The organism is Salinivibrio sp. PR5, from assembly GCF_001996085.1.
GTDB lineage: Bacteria > Pseudomonadota > Gammaproteobacteria > Enterobacterales > Vibrionaceae > Salinivibrio > Salinivibrio proteolyticus.
This window is the reverse complement of the sequence record NZ_MUFK01000053.1, coordinates 1-16,999: the sequence shown is the minus strand read 5'-3', so window position 1 is coordinate 16,999 and position 16,999 is coordinate 1. Positions and strand designations below refer to the sequence as shown.

General features: G+C 50.8%; 15 protein-coding genes. 6 read left to right on the top strand and 9 right to left on the bottom strand.

The genetic code is table 11. The features are described from left to right. The first annotated feature begins 96 nt into the window (after window positions 1-96). The gene (locus BZG82_RS14550) at window positions 97-1,107 is read left to right on the top strand and encodes a hypothetical protein (protein WP_241837384.1); all 1,011 of its coding nucleotides are present in this window, start codon (window positions 97-99) and stop codon (window positions 1,105-1,107) included. 123 nt (window positions 1,108-1,230) lie between these two features. Next, window positions 1,231-2,289, top strand: a complete 1,059-nt coding sequence (locus BZG82_RS14545) for a hypothetical protein (RefSeq protein ID WP_077766167.1) — start codon at window positions 1,231-1,233, stop codon at window positions 2,287-2,289. A gap of 4 nt (window positions 2,290-2,293) precedes the next feature. Here BZG82_RS14545 and BZG82_RS14540 read toward each other — a convergent pair whose 3' ends face one another. After that, window positions 2,294-3,193 (bottom strand): LysR family transcriptional regulator, encoded by a 900-nt coding sequence (locus tag BZG82_RS14540; protein WP_077766166.1) that lies wholly within the window; start codon window positions 3,191-3,193, stop codon window positions 2,294-2,296. A 194-nt stretch (window positions 3,194-3,387) separates the two neighbouring features. Between BZG82_RS14540 and budA the strand changes: the two genes are divergently transcribed. The 4 genes from budA (at window position 3,388) to BZG82_RS14520 (ending at window position 7,968) form a co-directional block, all read left to right on the top strand. Then, entirely contained in the window at window positions 3,388-4,164 is a 777-nt protein-coding gene (gene budA, locus BZG82_RS14535) for an acetolactate decarboxylase (protein ID WP_077480760.1), read from the top strand. A gap of 41 nt (window positions 4,165-4,205) precedes the next feature. Beyond that, window positions 4,206-5,888 (top strand): acetolactate synthase AlsS, encoded by a 1,683-nt coding sequence (gene alsS, locus BZG82_RS14530; protein ID WP_077662945.1) that lies wholly within the window; start codon window positions 4,206-4,208, stop codon window positions 5,886-5,888. Between the two features lie 27 nt (window positions 5,889-5,915). Next, on the top strand, window positions 5,916-6,674 hold the full coding sequence (locus BZG82_RS14525) for an SDR family NAD(P)-dependent oxidoreductase (protein ID WP_077457498.1): 759 nt from the start codon (window positions 5,916-5,918) through the stop codon (window positions 6,672-6,674). A 184-nt stretch (window positions 6,675-6,858) separates the two neighbouring features. Then, window positions 6,859-7,968, top strand: a complete 1,110-nt coding sequence (locus BZG82_RS14520; RefSeq protein ID WP_069590201.1) for a glycerol dehydrogenase — start codon at window positions 6,859-6,861, stop codon at window positions 7,966-7,968. Window positions 7,969-8,062: 94 nt separating this feature from the next. Here BZG82_RS14520 and yqfB read toward each other — a convergent pair whose 3' ends face one another. The 8 genes from yqfB to ubiU form a co-directional block, all read right to left on the bottom strand. After that, window positions 8,063-8,377: a N(4)-acetylcytidine aminohydrolase gene (gene yqfB / locus BZG82_RS14515; RefSeq protein WP_077766165.1), complete on the bottom strand. Its 315-nt coding sequence runs from the start codon at window positions 8,375-8,377 to the stop codon at window positions 8,063-8,065. A 92-nt stretch (window positions 8,378-8,469) separates the two neighbouring features. Continuing rightward, the gene (dcuC, locus tag BZG82_RS14510; RefSeq protein ID WP_077766164.1) at window positions 8,470-9,837 is read right to left on the bottom strand and encodes an anaerobic C4-dicarboxylate transporter DcuC; all 1,368 of its coding nucleotides are present in this window, start codon (window positions 9,835-9,837) and stop codon (window positions 8,470-8,472) included. Window positions 9,838-10,018: 181 nt separating this feature from the next. Beyond that, window positions 10,019-12,196: a catalase/peroxidase HPI gene (gene katG / locus BZG82_RS14505; RefSeq protein WP_077766163.1), complete on the bottom strand. Its 2,178-nt coding sequence runs from the start codon at window positions 12,194-12,196 to the stop codon at window positions 10,019-10,021. 220 nt (window positions 12,197-12,416) lie between these two features. After that, a complete protein-coding gene (locus BZG82_RS14500; protein WP_074212881.1) occupies window positions 12,417-12,815 on the bottom strand; it encodes a VOC family protein in 399 nt (132 codons plus the stop codon). After that, window positions 12,812-13,303 (bottom strand): GNAT family N-acetyltransferase, encoded by a 492-nt coding sequence (locus BZG82_RS14495; protein WP_077675953.1) that lies wholly within the window; start codon window positions 13,301-13,303, stop codon window positions 12,812-12,814. Before BZG82_RS14495 ends, BZG82_RS14500 begins: the two co-directional genes overlap by 4 nt. A gap of 28 nt (window positions 13,304-13,331) precedes the next feature. Then, window positions 13,332-14,660: an anaerobic C4-dicarboxylate transporter gene (locus BZG82_RS14490; protein WP_077638969.1), complete on the bottom strand. Its 1,329-nt coding sequence runs from the start codon at window positions 14,658-14,660 to the stop codon at window positions 13,332-13,334. A gap of 46 nt (window positions 14,661-14,706) precedes the next feature. Continuing rightward, window positions 14,707-15,582 carry a U32 family peptidase gene (locus BZG82_RS14485; protein WP_077766162.1) on the bottom strand — a complete coding sequence of 292 codons (876 nt, stop codon included), beginning with the start codon at window positions 15,580-15,582 and terminating at the stop codon, window positions 14,707-14,709. A 9-nt stretch (window positions 15,583-15,591) separates the two neighbouring features. Next, complete coding sequence (gene ubiU / locus BZG82_RS14480; RefSeq protein ID WP_046073407.1) at window positions 15,592-16,587, bottom strand: ubiquinone anaerobic biosynthesis protein UbiU; 996 nt, start codon at window positions 16,585-16,587, stop codon at window positions 15,592-15,594. Window positions 16,588-16,999: the final 412 nt, after the last annotated feature.

Genomic DNA, 16,999 nt, shown 5'->3' with positions numbered 1-16,999 from the left:
GCATAGTGAGCTATATAATACTGAGTGTTTACTCAAAACAGGTTGGCAACAACAATGAAATATATTTATAAGATAACAATGGCAGTCGTCCTTCTTATGATGTCTTCAACAGGCTTTGCTGCCATCGGGCAATACAAGATTGTGTTAGTGCATGGTTTTCAACCCGCACAACTAAAAACGCGTCCTGCTCATGATGAGGTCATACGAGATGGCGGCGATTATTGGCAAAACTTCTGGCTACAGCATGCTGATGCTCGGATTGACTGGCCTGCCCATGAGCGCATTGAAGGGAAAATAGCCTCCGATTATCTTTGGCCTGCGTTGAAAAACTTTTCCGAGCAAGAAACCTGTCTGTCCGGCTGTATTTTAGTCACCCACTCTACCGGCGACCTAGTAGCACGCTATCTGCTCGATAACCAAGAAAACTGGCTGAGCAACGCAGGGCTAGAGCCCCTCAATATTGTCGGCACCTTTGATTTTGCTGGCGCAGGAGGCGGTGTTGAGTTAGCTAACATAGCAGTAAACCTTGCCGAAGGTGGTGGCTGGCTAAACCATGCGATGAAAAAAGCCGTGTCACTTTGGATGGGACAAATGCCAACCAAAGACAATATCGGCGTACTGAACGACTTAAAAGTAGCCAATGCACGCCAATTGGCGATGTGGCCAGATAACCGAGTGCCGCGTATCCGCTTTGTGGGGAATGGCTCTGACTTCTTAGGCGCCACGTCTCCCTTTATTCCGGGTAGTGATGATGGCGTGGTCGCCGCCCACTCAGCCTGTGGCGCCGCGGATGCCGATGAGTTTGATAGTTGCTCCACCAAGATAGAGTTTGACGGTAAACTGGATTACGTCCATAAAGGCGTTAAACGCTTTATGCCGTTGCACTATCCGCTGTTGATGGGCGATAAGTATAGTCACCTCACCATTTTTAACCCTTGGCACAAAGGGAAGGTGACAGCGACAGATCCAGAGCTTGTGCTCGGCGATAATTCGCGGATTACCGTCGAAACCGTGGATAAAGATGGCTGGTTTGGTAAGAAATATCGCTTTGTCCGTGATTCCGACCGTGACACCTTGTCCGAACTGGTTCACGCCCTTCCGCAATAATCTCGGTCGAGCTGTGACCTGACCAACAAAGCTGCTCTTTTGTTTAAAAAGAGCAGCTGGTCAGATTTATTCATTTTTATGGGCTGTGTTAGTTTATTCGTGAATAATTAATTAGAGATTGCTATGACTAGACTGCTACTCGCAGTAACCTTGGTGGTATCCATTGGAGTTACTGCCTATCTATGGCTTGATGTTCCCGACGCTCCGCCTGCCACACCAACTGCTGAGCAGAACCATCAACTGCCGTCGCCCGACACTGCCAAATACGAGCCACCAATTCCAGAGTCTACCGCTCGAAATGGGCAATATCGTCCCGAAGAACCCGATATTGTGGAAACCTCGATGACACCAACACTCAGCTACATCGCGGCCGACTATGCGGAGCAAATCCAGCACCCCTCTTATTCGATCCCCATTCCATCCAAACAAAGCCCGTACCTACACTGGAATCGATATGTTTCCACGCCGATGCCGATCCTAGACGGCTCAGTGAAAGCGGCATTAAAGCTCAACCAATACCGCTACTTTTATCCAGAGAACATCCAGGCCTCATTGGTCACCCCAGCCTCTCTTAATCACGCGACCTTATCGGTCATTGATGTCCAGTCCAATCAGGAATTGACCCGCCTCGATGTTACGGATACCCAGTGGAATATTGAGCCAGAGGGCGATTGGCCCATTGAGCTTCGCCTCAAGGCGACACTCAGTTTTGATGGTGGCGACGATGTGCTCACCGCCGACTTCCGCCTCTACCAACCCATTGCGGAAGTGAAAGGCGTTAAACCAGTTTTCGGCCGCGGGCCAGATATGGTTATTCCACTCGTTTTAGATATCGATAAAGGCGGTATTTATCGAGTGCGTGCCAATTTATTTACTGCTGACGATCAACCCGTTGCGGTGTTAACCACCAAGACACGCCTCAGTGAGGGAGAACAATCTCTGGAGCTGCGCGCATTTCGGGCTTCAATGAGTGGCTATGGTGATGAGTGGCAACTGAAAGACGTCGTTATTGAACGTATGTCCGGCTATCCCGGTGAGCGGGCACAATTTGGCATCAGCCCAGAAGACCATTATTTCCTCGGCATTTTTGATACTGGGCAACTATCTGACGAGCCCTATCAAATGACTGAGCAAGAGCGGATGCAGTTAGAGTTTTTACAGCATGCCGCTCAACGGTCTTAACGGCTCAACTTTCCATCTGAGTGACTTGCTCTCGTGCGGTATGAATACATCGACGCACAACATGAGCGGTATTAGTCCGCTGCCACGCCAATACGACGTGACTCACTAAGGGCATGTCTTCAACCGCGACCACTGCGACATGGTCGCTCAGTTGCGTAGTCAATGATTCAGGCACTAGGGCAATCCCAAACCCCGCAGAAACCATCGCCGTTGCCGAATGCAATTGTGGCGCTAGCGATGCATTCGATGGCGCCAATCCTGCCCCTTTTAGGGCATCCACTAAGGCATCATGTAATCCTGGCCCAATATCACGCGGAAACAGAATAATCGGGTCATCGCCTAATTGTGACAGCGTCACGCTTTGCTGCTTAGCAAAGGTATGATTAGCAGGTACCACTAACTTAAACGGATCAGGAAACAGCGGCGTGTGCGCCACGTGTTCACTGGCATAACATGGTAAGCGTAGAAAGGCGAGATCGACATCCTGCTGACGCAAGGTTTCCACCAACGCAGGCATGGGTAATTCTATCGGCTGAAAATCAATCTCTGGATGGGCCTGCTGTAATCGCCGAACCAGTTCTAACACGGCTTGGCTCACCACCGTGGAGCTGGCAAATCCAAGCCGAAGCTGATTCCGCTCTCCTCGCGCCACTTGTTTGACCCGCTGCACCGCATGATCCAACTGCGCCAAGATTTTCACCGCATCATCATAGAGCACCTGACCAGCCGGCGTTAGCGCCACCCCACGCGACAAACGCTCAAACAAAGGCACACCCACCTCTTGCTCTAGCTTTTTAATTTGTTGACTCAGTGGTGGTTGCGCAATGCCCAACTTTTCGGCTGCGCGGGTGAAGTGTCGGCACTCTGCCACCGTTACAAAATACCGTAAATACCTTATCTCCATGACCCTGCCTCCGAGAAATCTCTGATATTCAGTATCTTACCACGTTTTTTATGTGCCATATCTTTTCGATATCAAAGCCAACTTTTTTTATATTGGATGCTATCCACGTCAGCTCGCATCATATCTATAGGTTTCATACAACAAACCGTTTGGTTATCAGAACGGTTGTTAAACACGGTTAACGAGGACGCTTTATGAGCACCCAAACCTGCCACTGTGCCGAGCACATTGCGGCCGCCTACGTTGAGCATCACCAACACACTGGAGAGGGCGAAATCTATCAAACCTCCCTGATGAGTGCCTTGATTGATGGCGTCTATGAGGGTGACACCACCATGGCCGATCTCCTCAAACATGGCGACTTCGGTCTCGGCACATTCAACCAACTCGACGGTGAGCTCATCGCCTTTGATAAAACCATATTTCAGCTGCGCGGTGATGGCTCGGCACGCCATGCCGACCCGGACCAAAAGACCCCCTTTGCGGTCATGACCTTCTTCAAGCCAGAGATCAGCCAGTCTTTTGATCACCCCATGTCGCGCCAAGAGCTGCATGATGTCATCGATAGCTTGGTGCCAAGCGATAACATTTTTTGTGCGGTTCGTATCGATGGTGCCTTTGAGCATGTGCGCACTCGCACTGTGCCCAAACAAACTCCGCCGTACAAACCTATGCTTGAGGCCATCGCTGCACAACCAGAGTTTCGCTTTGACCATGTTAATGGCGTGATTGCAGGATTTCGCAGCCCACAATATACCCAAGGGATCAATGTCGCTGGCTATCACGAGCACTTTATCACTGACACACGCCAAGGCGGTGGCCATGTCCAAGACTACGAACTGGCGTGTGGCACCTTGCAAATTGGACGGGTCTCTAAACTGGTCATTGATCTTCCGACCAATGCCAGCTTCCTCGGCGCGAACTTAACGCCGGACAACATACACGCCGCTATCGAACAAGCAGAAAAATAATATCACCTCCCATTGGGAGGCAACCTCACGAGGAGCCCAGCATGACTAAAAAAACACAGTGGGACAATGGCGCACAACTGATCGCAAATCACCTAGAGCAGCAAGGTGTGGAATACATTTTTGGTATTCCTGGTGCCAAAATCGACCGTCTCTTTGACGCGGTTGAAGACACCAACATTAAGATGATTCCCGTTCGTCACGAGGCGAATGGTGCCTTTATGGCAGGCGTCGTCGGCCGTCTAACCGGTAAGGCGGGTGTGACTATGGTGACCTCTGGCCCAGGCTGTGCCAACTTGGTCACCGGTCTGGCAACCGCAACCTCAGAAGGCGATCCCTTAGTCGCATTGGGGGGCGCCGTGAAACGGGCCGATCAACAAAAACAAACTCATCAAAGCCTTGATACCGTGAGCGTATTCCGCTCCGTCACCAAATACAGCGCCGAGGTTCAAGCCAGCACTGCTGCGTCTGAGATCCTTGCCAATGCCTTCCGCTCAGCAGAAAGCGGCCGCCCCGGCGCTGCCTTTGTCAGTCTGCCCATGGACATTCTCAACGAACCCGTGGAAAGCGATATTCTCGCGCCAACCTTCCCCGCCCAGCTCGGCATGGCAGATACGCGAGCCATCAACGAGGCAGCCAGTAAAATCAAAGCGGCGAAAAATCCGGTTTTCCTCCTAGGCTTACAAGCCAGTCGCCCCGAGAATGCCGCCGCTATTCGTACTCTGCTTAATCGTACCCAATTACCCGTTCTCGGCACCTATCAGGCGGCAGGTACCGTTGATATTAGCTACTACCAGCGCTTTGCGGGTCGCGTGGGGTTGTTCAACAACCAGCCCGGTGATCTATTGCTCGCAGATGCAGACCTTATCATTACTATTGGTTTTAGCCCGATTGAATACGATCCTGAGCTTTGGAATACCCAACACACAGACATCGTGCATATTGATGTCGAGTCTGCGGAAATCGAGCACTACTATCGCCCCAGCGTTGAGCTCGTGGGTCAAATTGAGCCTACCCTGAAAGCACTCACCGAGCAGCTCGATCACCACTGGCTGATGCCGCCTACCACCGTCGATGTGCTCGAAGAAGTCGCTCACCAACGTCAAGCGATTCGGGCTTATAGCCAGTCACACCAAGAGTTTGCTTTGCATCCGTTACACCTAATCAAAGTGATGCAGGATGTGATCACCCCAGACACAACCTTGTGCTTGGACATGGGCAGTTTCCACATTTGGATTGCCCGTTACCTCAACTGCTTCCGTTCCCGTCAATTGTTGGTCTCGAACGGTCAACAAACCATGGGCGTCGCCCTTCCTTGGGGAATTGGTGCTAGCTTGCTCAATCCCGATCGCAAAGTGGTGTCCGTTTCCGGTGACGGTGGGTTTATGCAATCGAGCATGGAGCTTGAGACTGCTGTGCGCCTCAAATGCAACTTGCTACACATTATTTGGGTGGACAACGCCTACAACATGGTAGAGATGCAAGAGGTCAAAAAATATCAGCGCTTTTCCGGTGTGAAATTCGGCCCGATTGACTTTAAAGCCTACGCCGAGGCGTTTGGTGCCAAAGGTTTTGCGGTCACACGCCAAGAAGAACTTGCCAGCAAATTGAAGCAAGCCATGGACACCGAGGGACCCGCAGTGATCGCGATTCCCGTCGATTATAGTGACAACTACAAGCTAATGGCCCCTCGTGAGGCCGGCAGTATGGATCCGGTATTCGCCTAATAGATAAGCTAAATAATGGAGATAACTATGAAAGGTATTAATCAAAAAGTGGCATTGATAACCGGTGCTGCAAACGGCATTGGCGCAGCCATTGCCGATCGCCTTTATCAAGAGGGCGCTAAAGTGGCCATTGCAGACTGGAACCAAGCAGCATTAAATGACACAGCCGCAAAATACGATAGTGATCGCGTCTTGAAGCTCTCTGTCGACGTATCAGACCCAAAAGCGGTAGAAGCGATGATTCAAGAAGTTGTGTCTCACTTTGGACAGCTAGATATGCTGATCAATAACGCTGGGGTCCACACACCCGGCTCTGTAATTGACGGCACATTGGCTGATTGGGAAAAAATTTCAGGTGTCGATATTGATGGTGTGGTCTTCTGTGCAAAATATGCCATGCCTGAGTTAATTAAAACTAAAGGCTCGATGGTAAACACGGCGTCAGTATCAGGCCTTGGCGGTGATTGGGGCGCGGCTTTTTACTGTGCAGCCAAAGGCGCGGTTGTGAACTTGACACGTGCCATGGCACTTGATCACGGCCTTCAAGGCGTGCGCATTAATGCCGTCTGTCCTAGCTTGGTCAAGACCAACATGACCAATGGCTGGCCTGAATCGGTGCGGGAAAAGTTCAATGAACGTATCGCACTAGGTCGTCCGGCAGAGCCTGAAGAAGTCGCGTCTGCGGTCGCATTTCTTGTCAGTGACGATGCATCATTTATTTCCGGTGTTAACCTCCCCGTTGATGGCGGCGCCACCGCCTCGGATGGTCAACCTAAAATCGTCTAAATCCTTCCATCCTATTTGTGAAGAACAAGGCAGCATCAAGATTGCTGCCTGTTTAAACCTCACCGCATAAGCTCAGGCATAATAATATTCGAGTCAGTTCAAATATTTAGCACATAGGGCTCATTGCTTAAACCAACACATCTCTTAACATGAAGAAACTATCACAACGAGAATGGAGTTCACTATGGCAACGACCCCTCGCACGGTAACGTCTCCGAAAAAATTCATCATCGGAACCGGCCTACTGGCACAACTACCAGAGAGCATTCAAGACTTTGGTTCTAACGCGTACATTATTTGCGATGAGTTCTTTCTCGATCAGGTGAATCAAACATCGCTTCCAGCCATTGAGCGCGCAGAAGGCTTAGCGGCTCATGTCGAGAAATTTCAATACGAATGTACCCAGCAAGAAATCGATCGTAACCTTGGCATCGCTGAGCAACAAAAAGCCAATGTTATTGTCGGTATTGGTGGAGGGAAAACCCTAGATTGCGCCAAAGCTGTCGCGTACGAGCGAAAAGTGCCGGTTATTTTATATCCAACCATTGCTTCAACCGATGCCCCCTGCACCGCCTTGTCAGTGATCTACAAACCTGACGGTGAGTTTGATCGCTACTTATTCTTGCCACAAAACCCAGATGCAGTGATTGCCGATACGGGCATTATTGCCAACGCGCCAGCACGCTTCTTTGCGGCAGGCGTAGGTGATGCGCTGGCTACTTATTTTGAAGCACGCGCCTGTTATCGTGCTGACGGCGTTAACTTGGTCCAAAAGCGCCCATCACGTACTGGCCTTGGCCTCGCTCAGCTTTGCTATGAGTTACTCAGCGAAAACATTGATGCCGCCATGGATGCATTAGCCAGTAAAGTCAGCACACCAGCACTGGAACAGATGATCGAAGCAACAATTTATCTCAGTGGTGTGGGCGCAGAAGCTGGCGGTCTTGCCGCCGCGCACGCGGTGAATAATGGAATGACCGCGGTGGCCGATTTGCACCATGCCCAACATGGTGAAAAAGTCGTCTTTGGCTTGCTAACCCAATTGGTACTGGAAAACGCCCCTAAAGAAGAAATTGATAATGTGGTCCGAATTATCAAAACAGCGGGTTTGCCACTCACGCTCGAACAAATGGGACTAAAAACCTTTATTGAAGAAGAGTGGCGTCAAGTTGCGCGCATCGCATGTGCAGACGGTGATACCATGGGCAATATGCCAATGACGGTCAGCGAAGACGATGTCTATCACGCCATGTTAGCCGCGAATAATATGGCAAAGCGGTATTCCGCGGCCTAAACACATCAACCAACTGACTCACCAAGCGTCCGTTTTTCCCGGGCGCTTTTTTAGTGGCGCACTACCAATCCATGCGCTGCGAGCGCGCGAGCTGTTAAGCCAGATGAAAATCAATCACAAACAACGGAGGACGTTCTGGGTAGATTTGCAAAATCAGCGCTTTCAGCTCAGTCAGCGACATTCCTTCTTGTTCCGCATGACGGGCATTAATGTCCTCGAACGCTAACGGCACAACGCTGTCGATTACAATGTCACACACATAATCATCGGTTTCTAGCTGATGCACCGCGACACGCGAACCAGGTTGATAGTGACTTTCGGACTCATCGCGAATAGTGATAGTTTTCACACCGGCGGCCACCATGGGCGTTAAGGTGGAGAAAAAGGTGATTTTGGTCGGGGCATTCATGTTGTTTTCTTCCAAACCGTGTTGGCCTATAGTGCGATACGATTAAAAAAGCCCGCGCGCACTTGCACGCGGGCTTTCCATGCCTTGTGACGTTACGCCATCATCGGCACCAATACAAGCGTGCCAATAATCACGGTGATTAATCCGCAGAGAACTGGCACCGAGGTGCGTTTAACCACCTCAAACGGGCTGAGTTTTGCCATCCCAGATGTCGCTACGATCACTCCCGATACAGGCGAAACCGTGCGACCTAAATTAGACGCTTGCAACATGGGGATAATCAAAAACGCTGGGTTAAGCCCCATCTTCGCAGCTAACGAGGGGGCAAGCTCGACAAACGCATAGAAAGGCGCATTGCCCGACCCGGTCGCAATTGCTGCCGCTACAGTGAGCAGGGTTAGCAACATCATCAGCGCGATGCCACCGGCGCCGGCGCTTTCCGCTAGGCCCAATAAGTTGTCTATCGCACCAATCGACATCAAGCCTTGGGCAAATACGCCAGCAGCCACCAACAGCATCACGACGCCTTTAAAGGCATCCGCCATGCCTTCATAGCAAGCATCGAGATCTTCTAGCGTTCTTCTGCCATCAAATTTCTTGGTCGCAAAGTCCACCAATGCCCCCAAGAAGATCGACAAGACCACGATGGTATAAATATCAAGATACAGCCCCTCGATGGTTTTCCCATTGAATAGGAACACTCCGATAATGGGTAAAAACGGCAACACTGCGTAATAGGCAGGTGCGTGGGTTTCTATCTCAGAGACATCCACACGTTCCATCGGCGTGTTTTCTTTTTTATCCAGATATTTATTCCAAAAGTACGCCGCTGCTGCCATCACGATGATCGCACAAATAGAGACCGGCAATACGGTTTCGACCGCAAACACATGGAGAGGCAACCCGGATTTTTCCGCCGCAATCACCACATCCCCCGACGTAGGTGACAAGATAATGGCAGCGGGAGAGGCACACACTGCGGTGGCGGCAGGACGAGAAATGCCCATCGCGGTCATCATCGGGAACAAGGTGGCCATCAGAAGGACACCCAACCCAGTTGCAGAGCTGACTGCCAGCGACATTAAACATGCCACGATATAAGCCGCTACGAGCAGCACATAGGGTGACTTGATCACCGAGAGTGGCTTAGAGAACTGTTTCACCACCACATTGTTGGCACCAATGTGCGACATATAGGCCGCAAAGCCACACAACAACATAATTTGCATCCCGAGGCCGCCACCTCGGTATTGCAGCATGTATTTCACGTATTCAAGCGAGTCGGTAAACAGGTTGCCCGTCGACGTTAATTTAGCTGGCAGCACACTGTGTCCGATTAACCCGGTGATAATCAGTAATAAAATCCCTGCGGTTAGCAAGGTACTTGCAGCACGATAGCCTTTGACAATGAAGTAGCCCACAGCCACTGTTACAACGAGCCCAATGAGCAGTTCTAGCATAATTCACTCCGCCAGATGATAAAGATAAAAGAATGGGATGGAATTTACTCAGCTCACTGTACTAAACCCCTGCCTGTAGCACGACAACAACCAAACCCGAGCTTGATTTAAGACAAATAAAAAGCCGCCTATCAATAAAAGGCGGCTTGGCGATCACAGTTTGTCTTAGTTAAGTCATCGGCTAGTGGTGGAGATCAAAACGGTCAGCGTTCATCACTTTCACCCACGCCGCGACAAAATCGTGTACAAACTTGGCTTGGTTATCATCTTGCGCGTAAAACTCGGCATAAGCGCGCAAAATTGAATTAGAGCCAAACACTAAGTCGACGCGACTTGCCGTCCACTTCACCGCACCAGAGTCGCGCGCAATGATTTCATAGCGGTTGCGGCCGACGGGTTTCCATTGATACGCCATGTCTGTCAGATTGACAAAAAAGTCATGACTTAGCTGCCCCACTCGGTCAGTCAGCACACCTTCCGGCGCACCACCATAATTGGTACCCAGTACGCGCATACCTCCCAGTAGCACCGTCATTTCAGGGGCCGTGAGTCCCATCAATTGGGCACGGTCGAGCAGTAACTCTTCAGGCTGAACGGTGTAGTCTTTTTTCAGCCAGTTACGGAACCCATCTGCAACCGGTTCTAACACCTCAAACGAAGCCACATCGGTTTGTTCAAGCGTGGCATCACCACGTCCCGGTGCAAAGGGAACGTCGACAGGGAAGCCAGCCGCCTTTGCTGCTTCTTCGATGCCTTGGTTGCCTGCCAGCACGATGGTGTCGGCCAAACTAATCTGGTGCTTCTGGGCTATATTGCTCAGCACGTTGACTACCTTCGCCAAACGCTCCGGCTCGTTCCCTTGCCAATCTTTTTGCGGCGCTAGGCGGATCCGCGCGCCGTTCGCCCCACCCCGTTTATCAGATTGCCGATAAGTACGCGCACTGTCCCATGCGGTCGTCACTTTCTCTGCCAGTGTCAGGCCACTGTTGGCAATATCCGCTTTTACCGCCGCGACGTGATAATCGGTGCGTCCTGCCGGTACAGGGTCTTGCCAAATCAAGTCTTCACTTGGCACATCTGGGCCGATGTAGCGCGATTTAGGCCCCATGTCGCGGTGCGTGAGTTTAAACCAGGCTTTAGCAAAGGCATCCGCTAACTGGTCGGGATGTTGATAAAAACGCTCCGCAATGCTGCGATAGGTTGGGTCCATCTTGAGTGCCATGTCGGCATCCGTCATGATGGGATTACGACGAATGGAAGGGTCTTCCACATCGACAGGTTTATCTTCTTCTTTGATGTCGATGGGCTCCCACTGCCACGCACCTGCTGGGCTTTTCTTCAATTCCCACTCGTAGTTAAACAACAGATAAAAGTAGCCGTTATCCCATTGCGTGGGATGGGTGGTCCACGCCCCTTCAATGCCACTGGTGACCGTATCGCGACCAATGCCACGCGCTTGATGGTTGTTCCACCCTAAGCCTTGCTCTTCAATCGCTGCGCCTTCCGGCTCGGGGCCGAGCTGTTCCGCATCGCCATTGCCGTGACACTTACCGACTGTATGGCCACCTGCGGTGAGTGCGACCGTTTCTTCATCGTTCATCGCCATGCGCTCGAAGGTGACACGCATATCTTGCGCGGTTTTAAGCGGATCGGGATTGCCATCCACCCCTTCTGGGTTGACATAAATCAGCCCCATCATCACCGCTGCCAATGGGTTTTCCAGATCGCGTTCACCAGAGTAGCGGCTATTCTCAGCATCACTTGGCGCCAGCCATTCTTTCTCTGCGCCCCAGTAGGTATCTTTCTCAGGGTGCCAAATATCCTCGCGGCCAAATGCAAACCCATAGGGTTTTAAGCCCATCGATTCATACGCCATCGTCCCCGCCAGCAAGATCAAATCTGCCCAGCTTATTTTGTTCCCATATTTTTTCTTGATAGGCCACAACAGGCGGCGGGCCTTATCGAGGTTGGCATTATCCGGCCATGAATTTAAAGGCGCAAAACGCTGGTTACCGGTCGCACCGCCACCGCGGCCGTCGGCAATGCGATAGCTCCCCGCGGAGTGCCATGCCATGCGGATCATCAAGCCGCCATAATGCCCCCAATCGGCGGGCCACCAAGACTGACTCTCGGTCAGTAACGCTTTCACATCCTTTTTTAATGCATCGATATCGAGAGTTTTAAGCGCGGCGTGATAATCAAAATCATCATCAAAGGGGGAGGTTTTACTGTCGTGTTGATGAAGAATGTCGAGGTTTAGCGCGTTTGGCCACCAAGTTTTGTGTGCCATCGCTTCCGATGTTGCGCCACCATGCATCACGGGGCATTGACCGACCGACGTTGAGCCTTGTTGAGACATTGCTTTCTCCTTGCTCTTATTGTTCGACAAGCTTTCTTCACAGCGAATCAGCTTGCGCATTGCGTTAATAGGCAATCAGGCGAAGTGTCTGATTGTCCCGACTAATACAACGTTAATAGGCATTAGACATCCGCGCTAATCTGTTTTGCCAATTACTGTGATTGCTGACACTCACCTTCACGCCTGAGTCAATTCGTCGCCTTGCTCTAACATACCTGCTCTACCATGCCCACTCACGGTTTTGTAGTACCACACGATAACCGTCCAGATCTTCAAAGGTACGCCCGTCTTTATCCCAGTAGCTATTGTAACTCGGCACAGGTTTAAACCCAGCGGCTTCAATTTGTTGACAGGCAGTCTGCCATGCAGCGTGATCCGGCAAGTAAAAGACCAACAGGTTTTCCTGTGACGGCGCTGGACCGACATGGGTGCCGCGATGATGGGTAAATTCAAGGTGATAGTTATGATGTGGGTGACCAATAATGGCGCCATCAAAATCATTATGGCCCGAAAACGTCGCCAATAGCTCAAACCCCAGCCCATCGCAATACATGTTGGTAATGTCGGCCAAATTGTCGGTGGGGCGTGCCACCCGCATCACGGTGTCTTTATCAATCATTGTGCTGGCTCCTCCGGCTCGCAATTCAATGTTTGCATCATGGTGATAGAGTCTGGGGTAAACCCCAGCGCATGGTAAAACGCCTGCGCATCCTGATTAAACGTCATCACTTCTAGTTTAATCACAGTGGCATGATTGTCTTTCGCCCATTGGGTACAGGCCGCCATTAACGCTTTACCTGCACCGGTTCCTCGCGCATCACGGTCAACCACAATGGTATTCACATGACACATGGGATCGTCGACCAGATGAGGAATGTGTTCAAACGACTCCAGCCTTGCCGACAAAAAGCCAATCACTTTGTTTTGATGCTCTGCCACCCAAAAGTACTTGTCCGCTTCTTGCAGCGCTTGTTGCAAAAACGCCCGACCACTTGGGCCAGGCGTTGCAAACAGATGCGGAGCATGTTGATGGTGCATGTCACCAATTTGTACATTTAGAGCGAAGATGGCATCCAAGTCCTCAACCGAGGCACGTCTCACTTGCATCCTTGTGTCCTTTAAATCCCTTTGTGTATTAGGCGATAAAAATCTGCCCTAATACATAACCGAGCGCACAAGCGCTCACCACGCCAATTAAGCCGACCGCCATAAATGAATGGTTGAAATACCATTTACCAATTTTGGTGGTGCCGGATGCATCGAAGTTCACAGTCGCAATATCAGAAGGATAGTTGGGAATAAAGAAGTACCCATACACGGCCGGCATAATACCGATAAGCAGCGCAGGATCGAGCCCTAACCCAAGACCCACCGGCAACATCATCCGTGCGGTCGCGGCTTGCGAATTAACAACCACTGACACGATAAACAAGGCAAGTGCAAAAGACCACGGATATTGAGTGACCATCTCCACAATTCCCGACTTAAATTGCGGCATCGCGTATTGGAAGTAAGTGTCTGACATCCAAGCAATCCCGAAAATAGCAATGGCCGCCACCATCCCAGATTTAAACACCACGCCATTCGGCACATTACGCGGATCTGTTTTGGTCGCCAGTAAGATAATCCCGCCAAAGCAGAGCATCATCATTTGAATAACCACCGACATGCTGATGGCCTTACTCTCCCCTGCCACTGTGCGGATCTCTGGCCACATCGCGATAATCACAATGGTAACGATGGCACTGATGAACAATAACACCGCATTGCGCGCGGAACGGGGTAATACCTCATCTAACGAGGTCGCTGTAGTATTTTCGATTCGCTCACGCCATTCGGGGTCTTGTAAGCGCGCTTGGTAATCCGGATCGTCATCCAGCTCTTTGCCACGGCGCAAGCTGTACAGAGACATCAGCAAGGTACCAAACAAGGTGGCGGGGATAGTCACCAACAAAATCGAGACTAACGTAATGTCATGTTGAATATCGGCAAGCTGGGCAAGGTAATAGACCACGGCTGCAGAGATCGGCGAGGCTGTAATCGCGATTTGAGAGGCAACCGACGCCGCCGCCATTGGGCGCTCCGGACGAATACCATTTTTCAGCGCGACATCACCGATAATCGGCATAATGGAATACACCGCGTGACCGGTACCAAGCATAAAGGTCATGGCATAGGTGACAAACGGCGCAATCAAGGTGACGCGTTTTGGATTTTTACGCAATAATCGCTCGGCCACTTGCAGCATATACTTAAGGCCACCTGCCGCTTCCAAAATAGAGGCACAGGTAACGACCGCAAGAATTATCAGCATCACGGTCACTGGCGGTGACGTTGGCGGCATCTGGAAAATAAACACTTCAATGACCAAGCCAATCCCTGAGACCACGCCCAGCCCAATGCCCCCGTATCGGGAGCCGATATACAGCATTAGCAGTAAGAACAAGAACTCTAAATACAACATACCCTCACCTCTCTACCCGACTACGCAGGCTGTTTTTGTTATGCGTTTAGCCTAGAACTTGTGTCATGCCTGCCAAGTGGTGCCAATAGCCGTTGCAATCGTGGTTGAGCGGTTGCGGGTTATTGCCTGCTTGGTTAGCACGGAATTTGTCTACCCAGTGCAAGGTGTCAAGCGACAGTGGGCTTAACCGCACCACGTCCACCAGCCCTTGCATCGACGGTAAATCGTTAATGAGATTGGTGCACTGCCCGGACTGGGTTTGAATGCCGTTTAGCACAAATACGGCCTGACCCTCTTGTGATTCCGTTAACCGCCCATTGGGATAGTTGATACAGCACAGTTCGCAGTCATCTTTGGCGCGGTTTTCTGAGCGCGCGGTAAAACAGCGTGCTGAATAAGCCAGTGGTAAGTAACCATAGCCAGTCACCTCCACCTCAAACCGGTCGCGAATACCCAGTGCATCGCAGCCGTTCAACATATTCACCAACCAGTCGCGCGAAAGTTCCACCGGCATCACCCAGCGCGTCATGCCAAGGTCAACAAATTGCTTCAGTGTTTGTGGGTTATAGCAATTGATGGCGGACCCAACCACAAAGGGCTGCTGACGCTCACTTAAAAACTGCACCGCGCTCACGTCATTCGCTTCAATGCGAATATCATCATTGTCACAGTAGCGTTTTAGCATGCTCAACTCTGAGGGCGCTTCAATCAGCGCCATGGTCGAGAGCACCACTTGTTTACCAGATTGGACCAGCTCACGTGCAAGCCCGATCCAGTCTTTGGTTTTCAGCTCTCGCCGCTTGGCACAGACAGTTTCACCGAGATAAATCACATCGGCTTGGCTGTCAGTCGCTGCTTGATAAAAGGCTTCAACCTCAGCCTTGGGCCAGTAATACAGGATCGGCCCGAGAGAAAATTGCATCATAATTCCTTATTGCCACTTGCGATGGTAAGCGCCTAAACTGGTTTGCACCCCTTCAGAAAGACTATCGAGCGAGTGCGCCCAATCCGGCGCAATATCAAACGCCTCGGGGTTTGCGATACAGCGATCAATCGCTTGACGCCATACCCGTGCAACTTGCTCCACATACGCCGGGCTGCGCTGACGACCTTCGATTTTGACCGATTTGATCCCGGCGCGATAAAGCTCAGGCAGGACACTTAAGGTGTTCAAACTGGTGGGTTCTTCCAGTGCGTGATAGCGGTTACCGTCAACACAAAAACGACCTTTGCAGAGAGTGGGATACCCCGCTTTTTCATCGGCTTGGTACCGATCAATCAAGACCCCGTTTAAGCGCGACTCCAACCCTTGCTCAGTATCTTGCCAGCGCACGAATGCCGCCGGTGAACAAGCGCCCACGGTATTGGGCGATTGGCCGGTAAGATAAGACGATAAATAGCAGCGCCCTTCAGCCATAATGCACAGACTACCGAAGGCAAATACCTCTAAATCGACATCGGTATCGCGTGCTAGTTGTTTAACTTGATGAATAGACAGCACCCGCGGCAATACCACTCGCTTAACGCCATATTGCTGCTGATAGAAACGGATCGCTCCAGCGTTAGTGGCGGATGCTTGAACAGAAAGGTGTATATCCAGATCGGGGTAGGTGCTGGCGGCGTAATCTAAACAGGCCATATCGGCAAGGATCAGCGCATCGGCACCATTACCAGCGGCACTATCAATCGCATATTGCCAGCGGCGCCAACCATCAGGATGGGCAAAGGTATTAATGGCAACGTGCAAATCTTTGCCGTGGTCATGTACATACTGACTAGCACGCTGCAATTTGCTGTCGGTAAAGTTCAGCCCCGCAAAATGGCGCGCATTGGTGTCATCTTTTAAGCCGACATACACCGCATCGGCGCCATGTTCGATCGCTTTTTTAACCGCCGGAATATTGCCCGCCGGACAAAGGAGCTCCATAACATTGCATTCCATTTTATGATTGTCCGGCTAAGATAAGGGCGTTGCCAGTGTGGGGGATTGATGTGTATCAAGCTCACTCAAGAAGTACGTGAAGTGCTGGACATTTTATCGAATACCTCATTTACCATCGCTTTTAAGTTGATAGACACCACCTACCTGGCTGAGCACTGTCTGTCACATCTAAAATAGCTTTGAGAAGAAAAGCCATAACCATTAGCGAGTACCTATCAAACTGATCCACAGGAAAATCACTTCTTGTGCTCGAGATGCAAAACAACCCAGTTTTACATTCAATACCATATTAAAGTGTTCTTGTGGAACAAGATCCATTAACTATCCGTAGGAAAGCAGCCTGAATAAAACCTGACAGCATATAAACAATCACAGTGAATTTACATACATACAGAGA